This is a genomic window from Listeria sp. ILCC792 (assembly GCF_900186135.1).
Classification (GTDB): domain Bacteria; phylum Bacillota; class Bacilli; order Lactobacillales; family Listeriaceae; genus Listeria; species Listeria goaensis.
Genome location: NZ_FYBO01000002.1, coordinates 158,059 through 177,313 on the forward strand (window position 1 = coordinate 158,059; position 19,255 = coordinate 177,313).

Genomic DNA, 19,255 nt, shown 5'->3' on the forward strand with positions numbered 1-19,255 from the left:
ACATAGAAAGAAGCGTTGTACATGTCATTTATCCTTATTTTGCTGCCCGTATTCGGAATTTTCGCAATCGGTTTTATTGGGCAAAAGCTCCTTCATTTCGACATTCCAAATCTATCCAAATTGACACTTTATTTGATGTCGCCATTTTTAGCATTAAGCACCTTTTATAAAAATCCTATTACTATTGATTATGCCTATTTAGCAGTTTATATTTTTGTGCTTTGCCTCGCTTTAATTCTCATTGTCACAATTCTCTCAAAAATAATGGGCTATTCGGTACGCGACCGCTGTGCGCTTATTTTAGCTAGTGCCTTTATGAACAACGGAAATTACGGCACGCCTGTTGTGCTGCTTGTTTTTGGAGCTACTGGATTACATATTGCTGTTATTTTAATGGTTCTGCAACAGCTCGCCATGAGTACAATTGGGATTTATTATGCGGCGAAAGGAAGTGCTGACGTAAGCAGTTATAAAATCGTGCTAAAGCGCGTTGTGCGCATGCCGATTGCATACGGGGCGCTCATCGGTCTTTTTTTGCAGCTTGCTCATATTACGCTTCCAGACCCCCTTTTAACCTGTATCGATTTAGTAGGTAATGCGGCTATTCCAACGATTATGATTGTTCTTGGCATGCAGCTTGCGGTTATTTCGTTCCGCCGAATTGAGCTTTTAAAAGTTGGCTTTGCGCTTTCTATTCGCTTGCTACTTTCGCCTGTTATCGCTTTTCTTTTGACCTTATTCCTGCCTGTCGACACGATGACGAAGCAAATTATGATTTTGCTTGCGGCGATGCCAACTGCTGCGAATACAACGTTAATGGCTGTACAATTTGATACGAAACCTGATTTAGTTTCAAGCGCCACATTCATTAGTACCGTCCTAAGCATTGTCACACTACCAATTGTGTTAGCCCTTATTCAATTTGTCGGATAATTTTTCGCGCCACCCCGTCTGAGGTCGCTTCAATTGACGTGAAAATCTATCTCCCCTAAGATGAAGAAGTGGAGGTGATGGAATGGATATTTGGAACATTTCTAAAGTTGTGAGTTATGCTTTTGCCAATGTATCCGTAGTCGTATTTGCTTATTTTCTACTTGCACGTCTCATGAAATTCCAGTTTGAGGGAGCGCCCACATGGTCGATTCGCATTATTTCAAGCCTCTTCGGGGGCCTTTTTGGCTTTATCCTAATGAATTTCTCCATCATCGTCGAAGGTTCCAGAACACTAAACTTAATTTGGGTGTTCATTTTGCTAAACGCCTATTATTTCGGTGGCGTATCCGCATTTTTAACGTCGATGTTTACTTCTTTTGAACGCCTTCTTTTTGGGGAAAGCGAGATTGCCGTCATCTTCATGTTCGTCTACCTAGGCATAGGTATCGCCCAACTAATTGCGGCCCCTTTGATACGAAAGAAAACTAATTTCGTGCAGCTTTATATTATTTTTTCCATCACCATCGTTCCTTTAGTCGTGAGCGGACTGCTTATTGCGCCGCAAATTAGTTTCCAAGTCATCATTGAAATTATGATTTATATTTTGCTCGGTGTTTTTACGTATTTCTACATCGTCACGGATCTTACAGCGCTCGGGAAGAAAATGAACTTTTTTGAACGCACATCAAAAATCGATTTTTTAACCAAAATTGAGAATCGCTATATGTTTACAACAAAATTGGAAAGCCTTTTTGGGCATAAAAAATTCTATTTATTTTTGCTGGATATTAATCATTTTAAGAAAATTAATGATGTGTATGGTCACGATATTGGTGACTTGGCGCTGAAGCTATTCGCGGAAAAGCTTGATGAACTTTATCCACGTCACGCCTACCGACTTGGCGGCGATGAATTCGCAGTAATCGTTGCGAGCGATGCCCTGTTTAATCCTGAAAACGTAACAAGACAGCTAAAAAAAGAGATGGCCACCATTCAAGTTGAACTGCCGAATGATGAGTTTATTCATTTTTCAACGTCTGTTGGCTACGTTAATTCTTTTGCGGCCGATTCTCTGGAAAAACTTTACCGGATTGCAGATAAAGCCTTGTATAAAGATAAAGCGAATAAATTTTGATATATACCAATCAAAACACACCCGAACCCAATTCATTGATATAAAATTGATTAAAAGATATAATAGCAACATTACGATGTATACCAATTTTGGGAGGTTGATGTTTTTGGAACCGGCTAATTTGAAATATTTAAATTTACTGGCGAAAAGCTATCCAACAATTGCGAAAACGGCCACGGAAATCATTAATTTGGAAGCAATTTTAAATTTGCCAAAAGGGACGGAGCATTTTTTAAGTGATATTCACGGCGAATATAGCGCGTTTTTGCAAGTTTTACGAAATGGTTCTGGGGTCGTCAAACGGAAAATTCGCGATGTGTTTCCGGAACTTTCGGAGGAGGAAACTGGGCGGCTTGCGACACTTGTTTATTACCCGGAGCAGAAATTAGATTTGCTTTTAGCGGAACAGGAGGACCCTAATTTTTTCTACAAAGAAACGCTCTTTAAGTTAATTGAACTGTGTCAGTATGTGTCTTCCAAGTACACGCGGTCGAAGGTGCGGAAGGCGATGCCGGCGGATTTTGCTTACATATTGGAGGAGCTGTTGCATGAAAATTATGACGGGGACGATAAGGAACTTTATTATGCGGAAATTATTCAAAGCATCATTGCGTTAGACCGGGCGCGGGAATTTATTGTGGCGCTTTCCAAGCTGATTCAGCGGCTTGTTGTGGACCATTTGCATGTGGTCGGTGATGTTTATGACCGCGGACCTTATCCGGATAAAATTTTGGATGCGCTGATGGACTATCATTCGCTTGATTTCCAGTGGGGCAATCATGATATGCTCTGGATGGGGGCGGCGTCTGGTTCGGAGGTTTGCTTGGCCAATGTGGTGCGGATTTCAGCGCGTTATTTAAATTTGGATATTTTAGAGGATAGTTACGGGATTTCGCTTCGCCCGCTCGCTTTGTTTGCTGATGAAATTTATGGGACTGATTCTTGTACGGCTTTTCAGCCTAAAAACGAAGGCGAAAATGAGTTTAGTCACGCCGAGATTGCGCAAATTGCTAGAATGCACAAGGCCATTTCGATTATTCAGTTTAAACTTGAAGGACCGATTATCGCACGCCACCCTGAATTTGCGATGGAGTCTAGGCGGATTTTGGAGTTGATTGATTTTGACCGCGGGACGGTTCGCTTGAAAGGAAAGGAATATTCCCTTTTAGACAGCCATTTCCCGACAATTGATGCACAAAATCCTTACGCCCTGACGGAAGCGGAGCAAGACATCGTCCGGAAGCTTGTCGCCTCGTTTCGCAACTGTGAGCGTTTGCAAGAGCACGTGCAGTTTTTATACGCGAAAGGTAGCATGTTTCTGACTTACAACGGCAACCTGCTTTATCACGGCTGCATTCCGCTCGAAAAAGACGGTCGCTTCATGGCTCTTACTCTTAAGGGAAAAAAATACGCCGGAAAAGACTTGTTCGTCCAGTTTGAACATTTAGCGCGTGAAGCTTACTTTCTCCCTTTTCATCATAAAGAAAAAAAATATGCGTTAGATGTGGTTTGGTATTTGTGGACTGGGGCGGTTTCTTCTTTGTTTGGCAAAAGTGAAATGACAACGTTTGAGCGTTATTTTGTGGCGGATAAAGAAACGCATTTGGAAGAAAAAAATCCGTATTATAAGCAGCGGAATGACGAAGCGATTTGCAAACAAATTTTGCGTGAATTTGGGCTTGACGCGGATGCGGGGCACATTATTAACGGCCATACGCCGGTTAAGGAGGGTCGCGGCGAAAGTCCGATTAAAGCGAACGGCAAAATGATTGTGATCGACGGCGGATTTTCAAAAGCGTATCACAAAACAACTGGGCTTGCTGGTTATACACTTTTATACAATAGCTACGGTTTGCAACTTGTGCGCCATCAGCCATTTACGACAACTGAGGAGGCCATTCAAAAGGAAACAGATATTTTATCAACGCGGAAAGTCATTGAAACGGAAACGAAGCGAAAGCGTGTTTCAGATACGGATATTGGGAAAGATTTAAAGCAACAAGCAAATGATTTAAAATGTCTATTAGAAGCGTATCGCAAGGGGCATTTACACGAACGAGGTGCCTTTTAAATTTCGTCATAAAACTTTCACAATTTGAAAAACCTAATATTATCAATACTTAACGGACTTTTATACTGTAAAACCTAAAAATTTTAGGTGCATCTTTTGAAAAATCTATTATAATGATAAGAGTAGTTAGTCCTTTTTATAAAAAGATTATCTATTCATACATCCCTTTTTATCTAAAATACCCACAGATTTTAGATAAACAAAAACGCGTCTTTTTCCGGACGCGTTTTTTTTATTTGAAAAATCGTAACATAAAGGCTCGAATAAAATGGAAGTATGGGTACACGCTAATGAGGAGTGGTACATAAATCATTGCCATGCTCACATTCCAAATTGGTGCAAGTGAGAAGAATTGTCCTGCGAATAAGAACAGGCAAACGAATGCTGTCATCAAGAGTGTAATCAATACTTTAATTTTAAAATCAAATGGCTTCGCAACTGTAATTAATGTAGTGAAACATACAGCTCCGGTTAAAAGAACATTAATCGTCGAAGTTTGTTCAAATGTAAGGTGAACAAGTTGCCCGAGTAGCATGGTAACGATGATATACGTTACTACAGCAAATGCGGCTGGGAAAGCATTGTGCAAGACTTTCTTTAAAAATTCACCTTGAATACGTTTGTAATTCGGCTTAATCGCTAAGAAAAAGGACGGAATACCGACTGTTAGCGATGAAATCGGGCTAAGCTGAATGGGCTGAAACGGGTATTTGCTGTTGACGAACGTGAAGATGATGGTCAAAATAACCGAATAAATCGTTTTAATTAAATAAAGCGATGCCACTCGTTCAATGTTATTAATCACTCGGCGCCCTTCTTTTAGCACGTGAATCATGGAATCAAAATTATTATCTAATAGCACAAAATCGGCGACACTCGTTGTTGCATCGCTACCTTCTGCCATCGCGATACTACAATTCGATTCTTTAAGGGCAAGCACATCATTTACTCCGTCACCCGTCATGGCTACCGTATGTCCTTCGCTTTGGAAAGCTAAGATGAGCTGTTTCTTCTGATGCGGCGTCACCCGGCCAAAAACTGTAAATTCCCGCACGAGCTCCGCGAAATCAGCCCCTTCGCCTACTCGGCTCATATCAATAAAGCGGTCGCCATTTTCAATTTCAGCTTGCATCGCAACGTTTGAAACGGTGACTGGATTATCACCTGAAATCACACGAATGGATACGCCCTGTTCTTTAAAATAGCGAAACGTATCGCGCGCTTCATTCCGAAGTTCATCGGCAACTAAAACATGTCCAACAAGTTGCAAATCAGTAGGTTCCGCCTGGAAACTGCCTGCCTTTTTAGCCAAACATAAAACGCGGTATCCTTTTTCCGCAAAAGCTGTCACTTTTTCAGCGTGTTTCGGGTGCATCTCCCGAAAGACAAATTCTGGCGCTCCGATGATGTACGTGCCGCGATGGCCGAACGTAGCACCGCTCCATTTTCTATCGGAGGAAAACGGGATTTTCTCTGTGGCTTGCCAGCCCGGATTGTTTGGAAAAGCTTTTTGGAGTGCGAGGCTTGTCGCATTGTTATCGTTTAAAGCATATACAATTGCCGCGATGGCTTCATCCATTTCTGCTACCGTATAATTGTGTTCAGGTAAAACATCGGTAACATTTAGGTTTCCGTTTGTAATGGTCCCCGTTTTGTCGAGGCAAAGGACATCTACCCGCGCAAGCGTTTCAATGGCAGGCATTGTTTTCACTAAAACGCGATGCTTTGCCAAATTGATGACGCCAACTGCAAGCGCAATGGAAGTTAATAGGACGAGACCTTCTGGAATCATGCCAATCATTGCGGCGGCGGTGCCTAAAATAGAGGCATTTATATCGCCACTTTTTGAGAGTTGTGAGAAAAACAAAATTAGTCCAAGCGGAATAATAATGAATGTTAAAATTTTGATGATGGTTTTAATCGAACGAAGCAACTCACTATAAACGGTTTTTTCTTGTTTCGCTTCCAGTGACAATTTGGAGATGAAGCTTTCCGCACCAATTGCCGTCGCCTGAACGTATGCGCGCCCGCTAATGATAAAGCTACCGGACATAATTTCATCGTTTTCGGTCTTTCGAACGGCATCGGCTTCGCCCGTAAGTTGCGATTCATCTACTTCAAGACCAGTTGTTTCAAGTACAATTCCGTCGGCGCAAACTTGGTCGCCCGCTGCTAGTACCATCACGTCGTCTTGCACTAAATCAGGCTGCTCGACGAGATTTTCCACGCCGCTACGCACAACTTTTACTTTGGCTTGCGTCAAAATCGTCAGTTTATCTACTTGCCTTTTAGCCCGAATTTCTTGAAAAATCCCCATCGCCGTATTGCAGAGCGCAACGCCTAGAAATAGGAGATTTTTATAACTGCCTGTGTAAATAATAAAGCACGCAATGGTCACATTGATTAAGTTAAAAAGCGTCAGTGTATTGTCAGCAAAAATGCGTTTAATACTTCTAGTCATCGGTTTTAAGGGATTATTTTTTCGTCCATCTAAAACACGCTTATTTACTTCATCTAGGGTTAACCCGGCGTGAGGATCTATTTTTCTATGGTTTATTTGCTCGTTTGTTTCCAAATCCGTCACATCCTTTCTCATCTTATACCCTTTTCTTCTTTAAAAATATCAGAAAGACGGCAATCTATCCATTTATTTTACTTACAAAATGTGACAATTTCGTAACTAAGACCCTTTTTTTAGGGTATATTTTAACTAATTCGAAACAGGAGATGAAAATATGAACCCAATTTATTTTAATCCATTCCCCGTTTTACTCACAGAGCGCTTTATTTTGCGGGCTTTAACAGATGCCGATATACAGCCACTTTTCGAGCTGAAGAGCAGTGCTATAGTCGCGAAATATACGGGCATTCCGCTCGATAAATCTTTGGAGGATACGAAAACTTTTATAAAAAAAATAAAAACGAATATTGCTCAAAATAAATCGGTTTATTGGGTGATTGAAGATAAAAAAACGCACACCTTTTTAGGGACGATTTGTTTGTGGAATATTAGTTTGGAAGAAGAATCGGCTGATGTCGGTTACGAACTTCTACCAGCATTTTGGAAGCAGAAAATCATGACCGAAGTTTTAACTGTTGTGATGGATTATGCTTTTAATGTCATCCGCTTTAAACAATTATATGCGGTCACAAACCCGCACAACACCGCGAGCATTCGCCTTTTAGAACGCCTCGACTTTGTGCGAAACGACGACCTAAACGATTTCGACCTGAGCGAATCTGGCGAAAAAATCCCACTTGTCTTTTATATCGCAACAAAAAAAGACCGCTCATAGCGGTCTCTTTTTTATTATTCTCCTTGCTCCATTTTCGCCTTTTTACGCGCTTCTCTTGCTAGTCGTCTTGCTTCACGTTCAGGGTCGACTGGTGCCTCAGAACGAGCAGCTTCACGTGCAAGTTTCCTAGCCGCGCGTTCGTCCGCGCTTGATTCTTTCTTTACTTCGCCCTCTTTTTTGCCGAAAATTTTATCCGTATCTAGCCCCGCCATGTTTGCATAGCGCTTAAAGCGGCGCAGTGCATCTTCCTTCGTTGCATTCGAGATGGAAAGCGCTGTGTCTGGATTCGCCTTATAAAGCGCCGAAAATCGCGTTTCACGTTTTAAAAAGTCATAAAACTGATCGAAATCTGGTTTTTTAAAGTCCATCACCATCGGATTTTTTCCTTTTTCAACGAGCTCTGGATTGTAGCGATATAAATTCCAGTAGCCGCATGAAACCGCCATATCCGTTTCCGTTAGCATCGTTTTCATGCCCGCTGAAATCCCGTGAGTGATACAAGGCGTATATGCGATGATGAGCGATGGTCCATCAAATTGCTCTGCTTCAAGGAAAGCTTTGATAAGTTGCTTTTTGTTTGCCCCCATGGCCACTTGAGCCACATACACATTACCGTAACTCATCGCCATAAAACCGAGGTCCTTTTTCCCCATACGCTTTCCAGAACTAGCAAATTTCGCGAGCGCCGACATTGGTGTCGCCTTAGACGACTGCCCGCCCGTATTCGAGTAAACTTCGTTGTCCATCACGAGCATATTCACATTTTCGCCAGACGCAAGCACGTGATCGATACCACCAAAGCCGATATCATAAGCCCAGCCATCTCCGCCGACCATCCACTGCGATCTTTTTATGAATAAATCGCGTTTGGCGTAAAGCGACTCAAGCTCTCTTTGACCATTCATTTCTGCTAGAAGGGCCAGTTGTAGGTTTTCCGCGCGTTCTCGCGTCCCTTCGCTTTCATGCATGCCGTCCCGCCATTCTGTGAGCGCCAAACGGAGATTGTCCGAAAGCGTATCTTGTTTGAGGACTCCGAGAACGTCGTGCAAGAGCGCCTCCCGCATCGTCTTGTTCGCGAGATGCATACCAAATCCGTATTCCGCATTATCTTCAAGCAACGAATTTGCCCATGCGGGGCCGTGCCCGTCAGCGTTCACCGTGTACGGCGTCGCCGGTGCTGATGCCCCCCAAATGGATGAGCAGCCTGTCGCATTGGCAATCATCATACGGTCGCCAAACAATTGCGTCAGGAGCTTCACATAAGGCGTTTCACCACAACCCGCACATGCCCCTGAAAATTCAAGTAGCGGCTGTTCAAATTGGCTGCCTGGAAGCGTTTCTTTTTTGCCAGGGTTTTTCTTCGGTGAAACTGTCATCGCGAAGTCCCAATTGCCTGCTTCTTTTTCCGTCATTTCTTCAAATGGCTTCATAACAAGTGCCTTATCTTTCGCTGGGCAAGCGTGCGCGCACAAATTGCAGCCCGTGCAATCCATTGGCGACACTTGAATGCGGTAATTCAAACCGTCTTTGCCGCGCATTTCGCGTGTTAAAAATCCAGCCGGAGCCGCCTCTTTTTCCGCTTCATTCACAAGAACTGGGCGAATAGCCGCGTGCGGACAAACGAAGGCACATTCATTACACATCGTGCAGTTTTCTGAAACCCATTCGGGTACTTCAAGCGCCACACCGCGTTTCTCGTAAGCCGCCGTACCTTGCGGGTAGCTACCGTCCACCATGCCGTTTGCAATCAGCGTACCGACCGACAGCGAATCACCTTCTAGACGGTTTACGGGCTCTAAAATGTGCTTCACATAAGCCGGTTTATCAGCATATCTAGGCGCAGGCTGTTCAGTTTCTGCTTTCCAAGACGCAGGGATTTCTACTTTGGTTAAATGCGTAAGCGTGTCGTCCATGGCACAAATATTTTTTTCTGCAACCGCCATATCTTTTTTCCCGTAGGTGCGAATGGCCGATTCTTTCAGTTCGCTGAAAGCCACATCAAATGGCAAGATGTTCGTCAGTTTAAAGAAGGCCGTTTGCATGACCGTATTCATACGACGTCCGAGCCCGGCATTCGCCGCGATTTTAATGGCATTTATCGTATAAAATTGGATATCATTTTCCGCCATGTAGCGCTTCATTTTGGCAGGTAAATGCCGCTCAAGTTGTTCGCCTTCCCAAACGGTATTTAATAAGAAGGTACCGCCTGGTTTTAAGCCATCAAGTAAATCGTACTGGCTCACGTAAGACGCCGACGAGCAGGAAACAAAATTCGGCTTGGAAATTAAATATGCCGAACGAATTTTATTTTCGCCGAACCGAAGATGTGAGATGGTCAAGCCACCTGATTTTTTCGAGTCGTAGGAAAAATAGCCTTGCACGTTTAAATCCGTCTTATCACCAATGATTTTAATCGCCGCTTTATTCGCGCCAACCGTCCCATCAGAACCAAATCCGAAAAATTTACATTGGAACGTGTTTTCATTCGTCAAATCCTTCGTTCCAATTGCCGGCAGCGACAAATGCGTCACATCATCGAAAATCCCAATTGTGAACCGTGGTTTTGGTGCCTCACTTTTTAGGTGCGAATAAACGCCCAGTATCTGGTCTGGGGTAACATCTTTTGAACCTAAACCGTAACGCCCACCAATGACGAGCGGTCGAGCTTTCGCATCGTAAAGCGCGCTTTGAACGTCTAGTAACAACGGCTCACCAGAAGCGCCTGGCTCCTTCGTTCTATCAAGCACTGCGACACGTTCGACTGTTTTTGGCATTTTTTCTAAAAAAACATCCGCTGGAAATGGTCGATACAGCCGAATATTTAGCAGGCCGACTTTCTTCCCTTCCCGCATGAGCTGATCGATAACTTGTTCCACAACTGGTGTTACAGAGCCCATCGAAACGATAACGTCCGTCGCTTCTTTGTCTCCGTAATAATTGACCAAATCATAATTCGTTCCACGTAGCGCGTTAATTTCGTTCATATAATCACGTACGATTGTAGGAATTTTCTCGTAATACTGATTGACGGTTTCACGTTGCTGGAAGAAAATATCTGGGTTTTGGTTGGATCCAGACGTTGTAGGACGATTGGGTGACATTGCTCGTTCGCGAAATTCGGCGAGGGAACTTTCGTCCAAAAGTGCTTTTAGTTCTTCGTATTCGAGCACTTCGATTTTTTGTAGTTCGTGGCTCGTTCTGAAGCCGTCGAAAAAGTTCATAAATGGCAGGCGACCTTTTAATGTGGCGAGGTGCGCGACTGCTGATAAGTCCATGACTTCCTGCACAGAGCCTTCTGCGAGCATTGCAAAGCCGGTTTGTCTGGCCGCCATGACATCGCTATGGTCCCCGAAAATGTTCAGCGATGCAGCGGAAATCGTTCGCGCGGAAACATGGAAGACAGTTGGCAGTAATTCACCAGCTATTTTATACATGTTTGGAATCATCAGTAAAAGCCCTTGCGAAGCCGTATACGTACTAGTTAAAGCTCCGGCGCGTAATGAGCCGTGAACGGTTCCGGCCGCTCCTGCTTCTGATTGCATTTCAACTACTTTTACTTTTTCCCCAAATAAGTTTTGCTTACCAGCAGATGACCACTCGTCTACGAGCTCTGCCATTGTTGAGCTTGGCGTGATTGGATAGATTGCGGCAACTTCAGTAAACGCATAGGAAACATAGGCCGCAGCTGTGTTTCCGTCCATTGTTTTTTGTTTTCGCATGATTGCACTTCCAGTCTCTAATTTTTTGTTCAAACTTTATCATATCATTGTACACCAGTTTAGCCCAAGGCTCAATTGGCATTTTTTCCTGTTTTTAAAATGAATAGCTAAAAAAGAGCAAACTTAAATTTCGTAGTTTGCTCTTTTTTATTTTAACGTATCCCCATTGTATATGTTATGACTTGAGCCAAAGATTGGCTAACAATATTTTGGAATAACTCAGATAAAAAGACCGTTTTATTATTTTTCACAACAGCAACAAATTCTTTTTCATTTTGTTGGTTTGCTGCTTTTAAAGCTTCCAGACTAGCCTTTTTAACTTCTGAATCAATTTTAATTGCCTCAATCACTTTTTTTAATTCCGCTTGAATCTCTTTCCAATTATAACTTGTCTCTTTATTTATAGTATTTGAAGTTCTATTGTCATTTCCACTTATCGCACCTTGAATTGTACTTCCATGTGTATCTTTCACATTAACAGATGAATCATTGAAACTATTTTTATTGTGCGAATTTATATTTGCATGTTTACTCGTTATAGAATATTTATCTCCATTTTCAATAGTCTGCTTCTCAATATTGATATCGTAATAAGCATTATTATTATTAAAAGCAAATTCAACTGCATCTCGCACTTGCTCTAAAAATTCTCGGCTATTAAAGTGGATTTGATAAACCTGTCCTGAATTCAAGTATAAAGTTAGGTACTGCTTGCTACTTGTATAATTATTATATATAGTCCAAACATAAAAAGCTGAAATACCCGTTAGAATAACGCCTACGATAGGAACTGTAAAAAGTAAAATTAATGAAATGAGTATAAAGATAATCATAACAATAGGTATTTTAAACTTCTTCTTTCCCGAAAACAAATAAGAAATGTTGCTTAGTTGAATTGATATATCTGTAAACCTAAGCAAATTTTCTTTAATTAACATCTCTTCTGTAACAACCTCATTTACATTCGAATCTAACAAACCAGCTATATTATTTTTCATTTTACCCTCTCCCTTTTCTATTTACTTTTATTATACCAAACAGAAATAAGTATAATTTCGACATTTTTGTGAATAATTCTAGATATTTCAATTAAATAGTGAGTTTTTGTGTATATTTTCGACACTTTATTGAACTCTTGGCAAACCAAAAAACGACCCGCATATAAATAGCAGGTCGTTCGTCATGTTTATTTTTCTTCCAAAAACTCTTGAATTAATTCGTATGTTTCTTCTGCCGCAGCAGTTTCCGTGTTCATGAAATCATGCGGAACTTTTTCAAGACGTTTGGCGAAAACTGGTACGCCAGCGTCTTTTAATTTTTTGGCGTAAGCCTCACCTTGGTCACGAAGCGGGTCGTACTCCGCCGTCACGAGGAATGTTTTCGGCAAGCCGCTTAAATCTTTGCTACGAATTGGCGCTACAAGCGGATCATATTTCCGGTCAGTCGCATTCCGTAAGTATAGTTTAAAATACTTGTCGAGCGATTCTTTCGTAAGTACATACCCCTCACTAAATTCATCCATCGATGGGTATAAAACAGAAGCATCACGACTAAAGATATCCGTAGCCGGATAAAGTAAAATTTGCTTGCTGATTTCTGGCTGTCCTTTCGCTTTAGCAAGCTGGGCTACAACTGCCGCAATGTTTGCGCCTGTGCTATCGCCGGCCACAATAAGTTGCCCTGTTTTGTTTCGCAAGCTCGTCTTATGGCTAGCCGCCCAAAGAAGTGTCGCGTAAGCATCTTCAATAGCTGCTGGGAAAGGATTTTCTGGTGCCAAACGATAATCTACCGATACAACACGTGCGCCTGTTTTTTGAACAAGTTTACGAGCAATTGTATCGTGCGTTTGGAGACCGCCGGTAATAAATCCACCACCGTGGAAATAAATGATAATATCGTATGGACCTTCTTCTTGTGGCGTATAAATTCGCAGTGGAATTTTCCCACCTGGTCCATCAATTTTTTTATCTTCCGTGTCGCCAATTTCAATTTGTTTGGCTGCTGGAATCGCTTTTTCAGCAAGACGAATGTATTTATAACGAGAATCCACATCAGAAAGTGGCGCCTTCTTTTTCACGTAATCTTGCGCAGCTTCTTCTAAATTATCCAAAACTTTTGGATCGTAATCGCGTTTCCCAACTGCTTTTTTATAGATAAATAAAACAGCAAGAAGCGGTAATAAAATAATGCCGAAAGCAAGGATGCCTATCCATTTCAACGTATTTTTCAATTGCGCTCATCTCCTAATCAGTAATTTACTTTCTAAGTATATCAGGTTTATTTCAGTTAACCAATTATAACGCAACGTGGATTTTTAAACACCTGAATGAATAAAAATTAATTTTTTGTTGTAAAAATACATAATCAATGGTAATATATATTAAATAAAATGTATATTTATAAATAAAGGGGCTGTTAAAATGGTGAAGGAAAAAATTATTTTGGCTTATTCTGGTGGTTTGGACACTTCTGTAGCAATCAAGTGGCTCGTTCATTCAAATTATGATGTCATTGCTTGCTGTCTAGACGTTGGGGAAGGGAAAAACCTCGATTTTATTAAAGAAAAAGCTTTAGAAGTTGGGGCTTCTGCCTCTTACACGGTGGACGCAAAAGATGAGTTTGCGGAAGAATTTGCGTTGGTGGCGCTTCAAGCCCATGCCTACTACGAAGGGGAATACCCGCTTGTTTCGGCACTTTCAAGACCTTTAATCGCGAAAAAACTTGTTGAAATCGCCGAAAAAGAAGGGGCTTCTGCCATCGCGCATGGCTGTACGGGGAAAGGCAATGACCAAGTCCGTTTTGAAGTCGCAATCCATGCCCTAGCCCCGCATTTAAAAGTCGTTGCGCCCGTTCGTGACTGGAAATGGTCGCGCGAAGAAGAAATTGCCTATGCAAAAGAAAACGGGATTCCGATTCCAATTGACTTAGACAACCCGTTTTCTGTTGATCAAAATTTATGGGGCAGAAGCAATGAATGCGGTGTCTTAGAAAACCCGTGGACAGCCCCACCTGAAGCAGCATATGACCTAACTGCCTCACTTGAAAACGCGCCCGATGCGCCGGAATTCATTGAGATTGCGTTTAAATCTGGCGTGCCAATCGCGCTAAACGATGAAGAAATGGGGCTCGCGGATTTAATTCTTGCGCTGAACCAAATTGCCGGCAAGCACGGAATCGGACGCATCGATCACATCGAAAATCGCTTAGTCGGCATTAAATCACGCGAAGTGTATGAATGCCCTGGTGCCGTGACGCTAATCACCGCACATAAAGCGCTTGAAGACTTGACTTTCGTTCGCGAAATGGCGCATTTCAAACCGCTTATTGAGCAAAAAATCAGCGAAACCATTTATAACGGGCTTTGGTATTCGCCGCTCACAGAGGCACTGATCAGCTTCCTAAAAACGACACAGCAGTACGTAAACGGCGTTATCCGCCTAAAACTTTACAAAGGGCATGCCATTGTAGAAGGAAGAAAGTCACCTAATTCCCTTTATGATGAAAACTTGGCCACGTATACCTCGGCAGATACTTTTGATCAGGAGGCTGCAGTTGGTTTTATTAAGCTGTTCGGTCTGCCAACTAAAGTGAACGCAGAAGTGAATGCACAAAAAAACGCGATAAGCGAGGTGTGACGAATGGAAAAACTTTGGGGCGGCCGCTTTGAAGGCGTGAGCGAAGACTGGATTGATGCGTTTGGTGCATCGATTTCGTTCGACCAAAAACTCGCGGACGAGGATATTACAGGTAGCTTGGCGCATGTAAAGATGCTTGGTAAGACTGGGATTTTGCCAGCAGACGACGCCAAATTGATTATTTCTGGTTTGGAGTCACTGCGACATAAATTGCAGCAAGGAAAACTTCAGTTTACAACGCAAAATGAAGATATCCATTTAAATTTGGAAAAATTACTGCACGGCGAAATTGGTGCGACAGCAGGCAAGCTGCACACGGCGAGAAGTCGCAACGATCAAGTGGCAACGGATATGCATTTGTACTTAAAACGCGCGGTAAACGACATTTTAAAGGCGCTTAAACATTTAAAACTCGTGTTAATCCAAAAAGCAGAGGCGCATGTGGAGACGATTATGCCCGGCTATACGCATTTGCAGCACGCGCAGCCGATTTCGTTCGCCCATCACTTGCTCGCCTATCATGATATGTTTTCGCGTGACACGGAGCGCTTTCAAGAAAATCTAACGCGCATCGACTATTCACCGCTCGGAGCCGCCGCGCTTGCTGGCACAACTTTTCCAATTGATCGCCAATACAGCGCAGAGCTACTGGAATTTGAGAACGTCTATGAAAACAGTTTGGATGCCGTAAGCGACCGCGATTACATTATCGAATTTTTAAGCCATTCGGCAATTTTAATGATGCATCTCTCGCGTTTTTGCGAAGAGCTTATTTTATGGACGAGCCACGAGTTTCAATTTGTCACACTAACCGATGCTTTTTCAACCGGCAGTTCTATCATGCCTCAAAAGAAAAACCCCGACATGGCAGAGCTTATTCGGGGGAAAACGGGACGAGTCTATGGGAATTTATTTTCGCTTCTTACAGTCATGAAAAGCCTCCCTCTCGCCTATAATAAAGACCTCCAAGAAGACAAAGAAGGCATGTTTGATACAGTGGAAACGGTGACGAACAGTTTAGCCATCTTCGCCGGAATGATTGATACGATGAGCGTAAACGAAAAAGGCATGCAAACAGCGACCGAAAAAGATTTCTCAAACGCGACCGAACTCGCCGATTATTTAGCTAAAAAAGGCGTGCCTTTCAGAGAAGCGCATGAAATCGTTGGAAAACTCGTTTTAGACTGCACGAAAAAAGGAATTTTCCTGCAAGATATCTCACTCGCAGATTTTCAAGCAGTTTCCCCGTTCATCAAAGCCGATATTTATGAAAGCTTGTCCTCCAAAACTGCTGTGGAAAAACGAACTTCATACGGCGGAACTGGTTTTGATTCGGTGCGACAAGCAATAGAACGAGCGAAAGAAAAATAGCCTGCTCAATGCTTCTATTGATGCGTGTAGAGCTATCAAATGGAACTACAAAAAAAGAAATTTGTACTAAACCCCGAAAATCAGATCAAAAATCTAACTTTCGGGGTTTATTATGTCTATTCATCTTCCACAAAAATTTTCTGCAAAATATATCTTAAAGATTTACTTGGTCATTTCCTCTTTATACTGAGTGATGCTTTTGGTTGTCCATTTTTTAAATGCTCGTGAAAAAGAGCTCACTTCAGAAAATCCTACTAAATAGGCAATTTCTGTTGTTGTCAAATTTTTGTTTTGTAAGAAATTCAGACTTAAAGTCATTTGTGCATGTTTAACCTGTTGATTAAATGTCGTATTTTCAGCCTGCAGGTTTCTTTGAAGTGTACGAGCGCTTACGCCGATTTTCCGGGCTATATCTGATAATGAAAAGTGTCCGCTAGGAATAGCCTTAAACAATTCATTCTGAATCGTTTCCACAAAGGTGGTTGGCTTAGAAACGGCAGATAGTCGATTTTTCAATTCTGGCTCAATGAATTGCCACATACTATTATTTTGTGTATAGAAAGGGATTTCTAAATCTTCTCGCCTGAAGACAAGCATGTTTCCCTGGCTTTTATTTGGTGTAGATTTTAAATATTGCGTAATAGGTTCTCCGTAATCAAACGGCCCGCTTACAAGCATGGGCGAAATTTCCTTCTCGCTTCCTCTCCGTAAAAGGCTCACCAGTAAAAGCTGTTCATTTAGTAAAGCAAACCTCGGCAACTCTTGACTTGGAAAAAGAAAGGAGAAACGAATTTGTACCGTATCTTCAAAAATTTCCATACCAATAGTTATTGGTCCAATTAATTTTTTAAAAGTTATAAAACGTTCGAGAGCTTCCATTCCATTTTTGGCAGAAAGGGCAGCATAAATGGGAGGCATAAACATATTAATATTTTCTACTTCGCTAAATGCCAGCAGCTGTTCATCTAATATATATTCATCAAAAACTTTCAGTAGTCGATAGTATTGTTGTTCATCTACAACCAGCTCTTCCTTCCACAGTAAGTTGGGAATGTCCGCTTTTTGTAAAAGGTGTTCTAATACTAGTCCTTGATTACTAAGAAACGCTTGAAATTGCTTTGTGATGGTCAACTTCACTTAATCACCTTCTTTTAATTTTAACTCGCGCGCATCATTAGAAAATCAAAAGCTCTATCTGGTAAAATGGCATGTAGAAATACTAGCGGTTTTGCGCCAAAACCTATCAAGTAACGTGTCCTAGGCCTCTTACTATTGATTGCTTTTGAAATCGCTTTTGAAATAATGAGTGGATTTGACATGAGATTTCCGCTATACTGCTTTCTCATTCCTTGTGCCGTTTTCTTTGCAATTGCTGCATAAGCCCCTTCTTGAGCCGATTTTTCTAAATGATCGGCAGCAATAAATCCCCAGTCCGTTTTAATGCCTCCTGGTTCAATCAAAACAACATCAATGCCAAATTGCTTGACTTCCATTCGCAAAGCGTCGCTGAACCCTTCAAGCGCATATTTTGTAGCATGATACCACGCACCCATAAAACTTGTAAGTCTGCCACCCATTGAAGAGGTATTAATAATGCGACCATAGTTTTGTGCTCTCATATGGGGCAGTACTAGTTGCGTTAGTCTAGCTAAACCAAAAAGGTTTACTTCAAACTGTTTTTTTGCCTCCTCAATTGTAACATCCTCCACTGCTCCGTACGAGCCATAGCCAGCATTATTAACTAATACATCAATTTTACCTTCTTGTTCTATAATACTTTGAATAGCTTTATTCATGGATTCCTCATTTGTTACGTCCAACTGTATACTCGTAACCCCTATATTCTTTAAACTGTCCATTTTTTCAATCCTGCGACCAGCACCATATACCCTATGCCCTTGTTCTGCTAGAAATTTTGCCGTCTGATACCCAATTCCACTTGTTGCCCCAGTAATTAAAATGACTTGTTTACTCATGATAACTCCTCCTAAAAATTGTATAGCTAAAGTATACAACGATTTAATCAAGAGAAGAATAGCAATACACGCCATTATATTAACCATAAGCGCCAAATAAGAGAAGAACTTTCTATATAAGTAGGAAAACATGAATAAAAGAAGAGAGCCTCCTCTGGCTCTCTTCTTTTATTCAACCACCAAATTCCCCGCAACACGTTTTGCCTCGCGCATCATATCTTGAATGACTTCCGCGCACGGTTTAATATCCGTTATCATACCCGTAATTTGACCGGCCATGATGGAGCCGTTTTCCGTGTCGCCTTCTAAAACCGCTTTTCTTAGCGAGCCAAGCGTCAATGCTTCTAGGGCATCGCGGTCGACATTTTCTTCTTCCAAACGCAAGTATTCTTTAATCATTTTGTTTTTAATCGAACGCACAGGCGCGCCCGCTTTTCTACCCGTGACCGTCGTATCGCGATCACTTGCCTTTAACATCGCAGCTTTGAAGTTAGGGTGTACAGGGCATTCATCTGTGGCTAAAAAGCGGGTCCCAACCTGAACGCCTTCTGCGCCAAGCGCAAAACAAGCCGCAATTCCCCGCCCGTCTGCAACGCCACCAGCCCCGACAACGGGGATATCGACAGCATCTACAATTTGCGGTAACAAGGCCATCGTCGTCGTTTCGCCAACATGCCCACCAGCTTCCGTGCCTTCCGCAATAATCGCATCCGCCCCAAGCTTCGCCATCCTTTTAGCAATCATGACAGACGGCACAACTGGCATCACAATTATGCCCGCTTCTTTCCAAATCGGCATGAAACTTTTTGGTGTGCCAGCGCCTGTTGTAATTATTTTAACGTCCTCTTCAATTAAGACGTCCGTAAGTTCCTGAATATTTTCCATCATTAGCATTAAATTAACGCCAAATGGCTTATCCGTGAGCGCCTTCGTTTTCTGAATTTCAACCCGCAAATCATCCGCGCTCATTCCGCCAGACGCAATGATGCCAAGCCCGCCGGCGTTTGATACGGCAGAAACTAGGGGTGCCTTCGCAATTTGCGCCATCGCACCTTGAATGATAGGGTATTTAATTCCCAGTAAAGTTGTAATTGACATAGTAATCCTCCAAATGTGTGT

13 protein-coding genes are annotated in these 19,255 nt (G+C 42.2%); 6 read left to right on the forward strand and 7 right to left on the reverse strand.

The genetic code is table 11. The annotated features are described in order from the left end of the window. Positions 1-21: 21 nt before the first annotated feature. The 3 genes from CFS60_RS03415 to CFS60_RS03425 all read left to right on the forward strand — a co-directional run bounded on the left by CFS60_RS03415 (position 22) and on the right by CFS60_RS03425 (position 4,139). Positions 22-933, forward strand: a complete 912-nt coding sequence (locus CFS60_RS03415) for an AEC family transporter (protein WP_088838831.1) — start codon at positions 22-24, stop codon at positions 931-933. An 82-nt stretch (positions 934-1,015) separates the two neighbouring features. Beyond that, entirely contained in the window at positions 1,016-2,068 is a 1,053-nt protein-coding gene (locus CFS60_RS03420) for a GGDEF domain-containing protein (RefSeq protein ID WP_088809216.1), read from the forward strand. A 106-nt stretch (positions 2,069-2,174) separates the two neighbouring features. Next, entirely contained in the window at positions 2,175-4,139 is a 1,965-nt protein-coding gene (locus CFS60_RS03425; RefSeq protein WP_088838832.1) for a fructose-1,6-bisphosphatase, read from the forward strand. A 232-nt stretch (positions 4,140-4,371) separates the two neighbouring features. On the opposite strand, the gene CFS60_RS03430 is transcribed toward CFS60_RS03425, so the two are convergent. Further along, entirely contained in the window at positions 4,372-6,735 is a 2,364-nt protein-coding gene (locus CFS60_RS03430) for a cation-translocating P-type ATPase (RefSeq protein WP_088838833.1), read from the reverse strand. Positions 6,736-6,874: 139 nt separating this feature from the next. On the opposite strand from CFS60_RS03430, the gene CFS60_RS03435 reads away from it, so the two are divergent. Beyond that, on the forward strand, positions 6,875-7,435 hold the full coding sequence (locus tag CFS60_RS03435; RefSeq protein WP_088809218.1) for a GNAT family N-acetyltransferase: 561 nt from the start codon (positions 6,875-6,877) through the stop codon (positions 7,433-7,435). A 14-nt stretch (positions 7,436-7,449) separates the two neighbouring features. Here the strand turns inward: CFS60_RS03435 and nifJ are convergent, their stop codons facing one another. The 3 genes from nifJ to CFS60_RS03450 form a co-directional block, all read right to left on the reverse strand. Further along, the gene (nifJ, locus tag CFS60_RS03440; RefSeq protein WP_088838834.1) at positions 7,450-11,154 is read right to left on the reverse strand and encodes a pyruvate:ferredoxin (flavodoxin) oxidoreductase; all 3,705 of its coding nucleotides are present in this window, start codon (positions 11,152-11,154) and stop codon (positions 7,450-7,452) included. Positions 11,155-11,306: 152 nt separating this feature from the next. Then, complete coding sequence (locus CFS60_RS03445; RefSeq protein WP_088809220.1) at positions 11,307-12,152, reverse strand: hypothetical protein; 846 nt, start codon at positions 12,150-12,152, stop codon at positions 11,307-11,309. Positions 12,153-12,340: 188 nt separating this feature from the next. Next, on the reverse strand, positions 12,341-13,384 hold the full coding sequence (locus tag CFS60_RS03450) for an alpha/beta hydrolase (protein WP_088815369.1): 1,044 nt from the start codon (positions 13,382-13,384) through the stop codon (positions 12,341-12,343). Between the two features lie 190 nt (positions 13,385-13,574). Here CFS60_RS03450 and CFS60_RS03455 point away from each other — a divergent pair, with 190 nt between their 5' ends. Both CFS60_RS03455 and argH read left to right on the forward strand, forming a co-directional pair. Beyond that, positions 13,575-14,789 carry an argininosuccinate synthase gene (locus CFS60_RS03455; RefSeq protein WP_088838835.1) on the forward strand — a complete coding sequence of 405 codons (1,215 nt, stop codon included), beginning with the start codon at positions 13,575-13,577 and terminating at the stop codon, positions 14,787-14,789. Between the two features lie 3 nt (positions 14,790-14,792). Next, on the forward strand, positions 14,793-16,160 hold the full coding sequence (gene argH, locus CFS60_RS03460; protein ID WP_088838836.1) for an argininosuccinate lyase: 1,368 nt from the start codon (positions 14,793-14,795) through the stop codon (positions 16,158-16,160). Positions 16,161-16,322: 162 nt separating this feature from the next. Here the strand turns inward: argH and CFS60_RS03465 are convergent, their stop codons facing one another. From CFS60_RS03465 to CFS60_RS03475, 3 genes are all read right to left on the reverse strand, one after another. After that, complete coding sequence (locus CFS60_RS03465) at positions 16,323-17,297, reverse strand: AraC family transcriptional regulator (RefSeq protein ID WP_088838837.1); 975 nt, start codon at positions 17,295-17,297, stop codon at positions 16,323-16,325. A 20-nt stretch (positions 17,298-17,317) separates the two neighbouring features. After that, on the reverse strand, positions 17,318-18,136 hold the full coding sequence (locus tag CFS60_RS03470) for an oxidoreductase (RefSeq protein ID WP_088825542.1): 819 nt from the start codon (positions 18,134-18,136) through the stop codon (positions 17,318-17,320). 168 nt (positions 18,137-18,304) lie between these two features. Next, positions 18,305-19,234, reverse strand: a complete 930-nt coding sequence (locus tag CFS60_RS03475; protein WP_088809226.1) for a nitronate monooxygenase — start codon at positions 19,232-19,234, stop codon at positions 18,305-18,307. Positions 19,235-19,255: the final 21 nt, after the last annotated feature.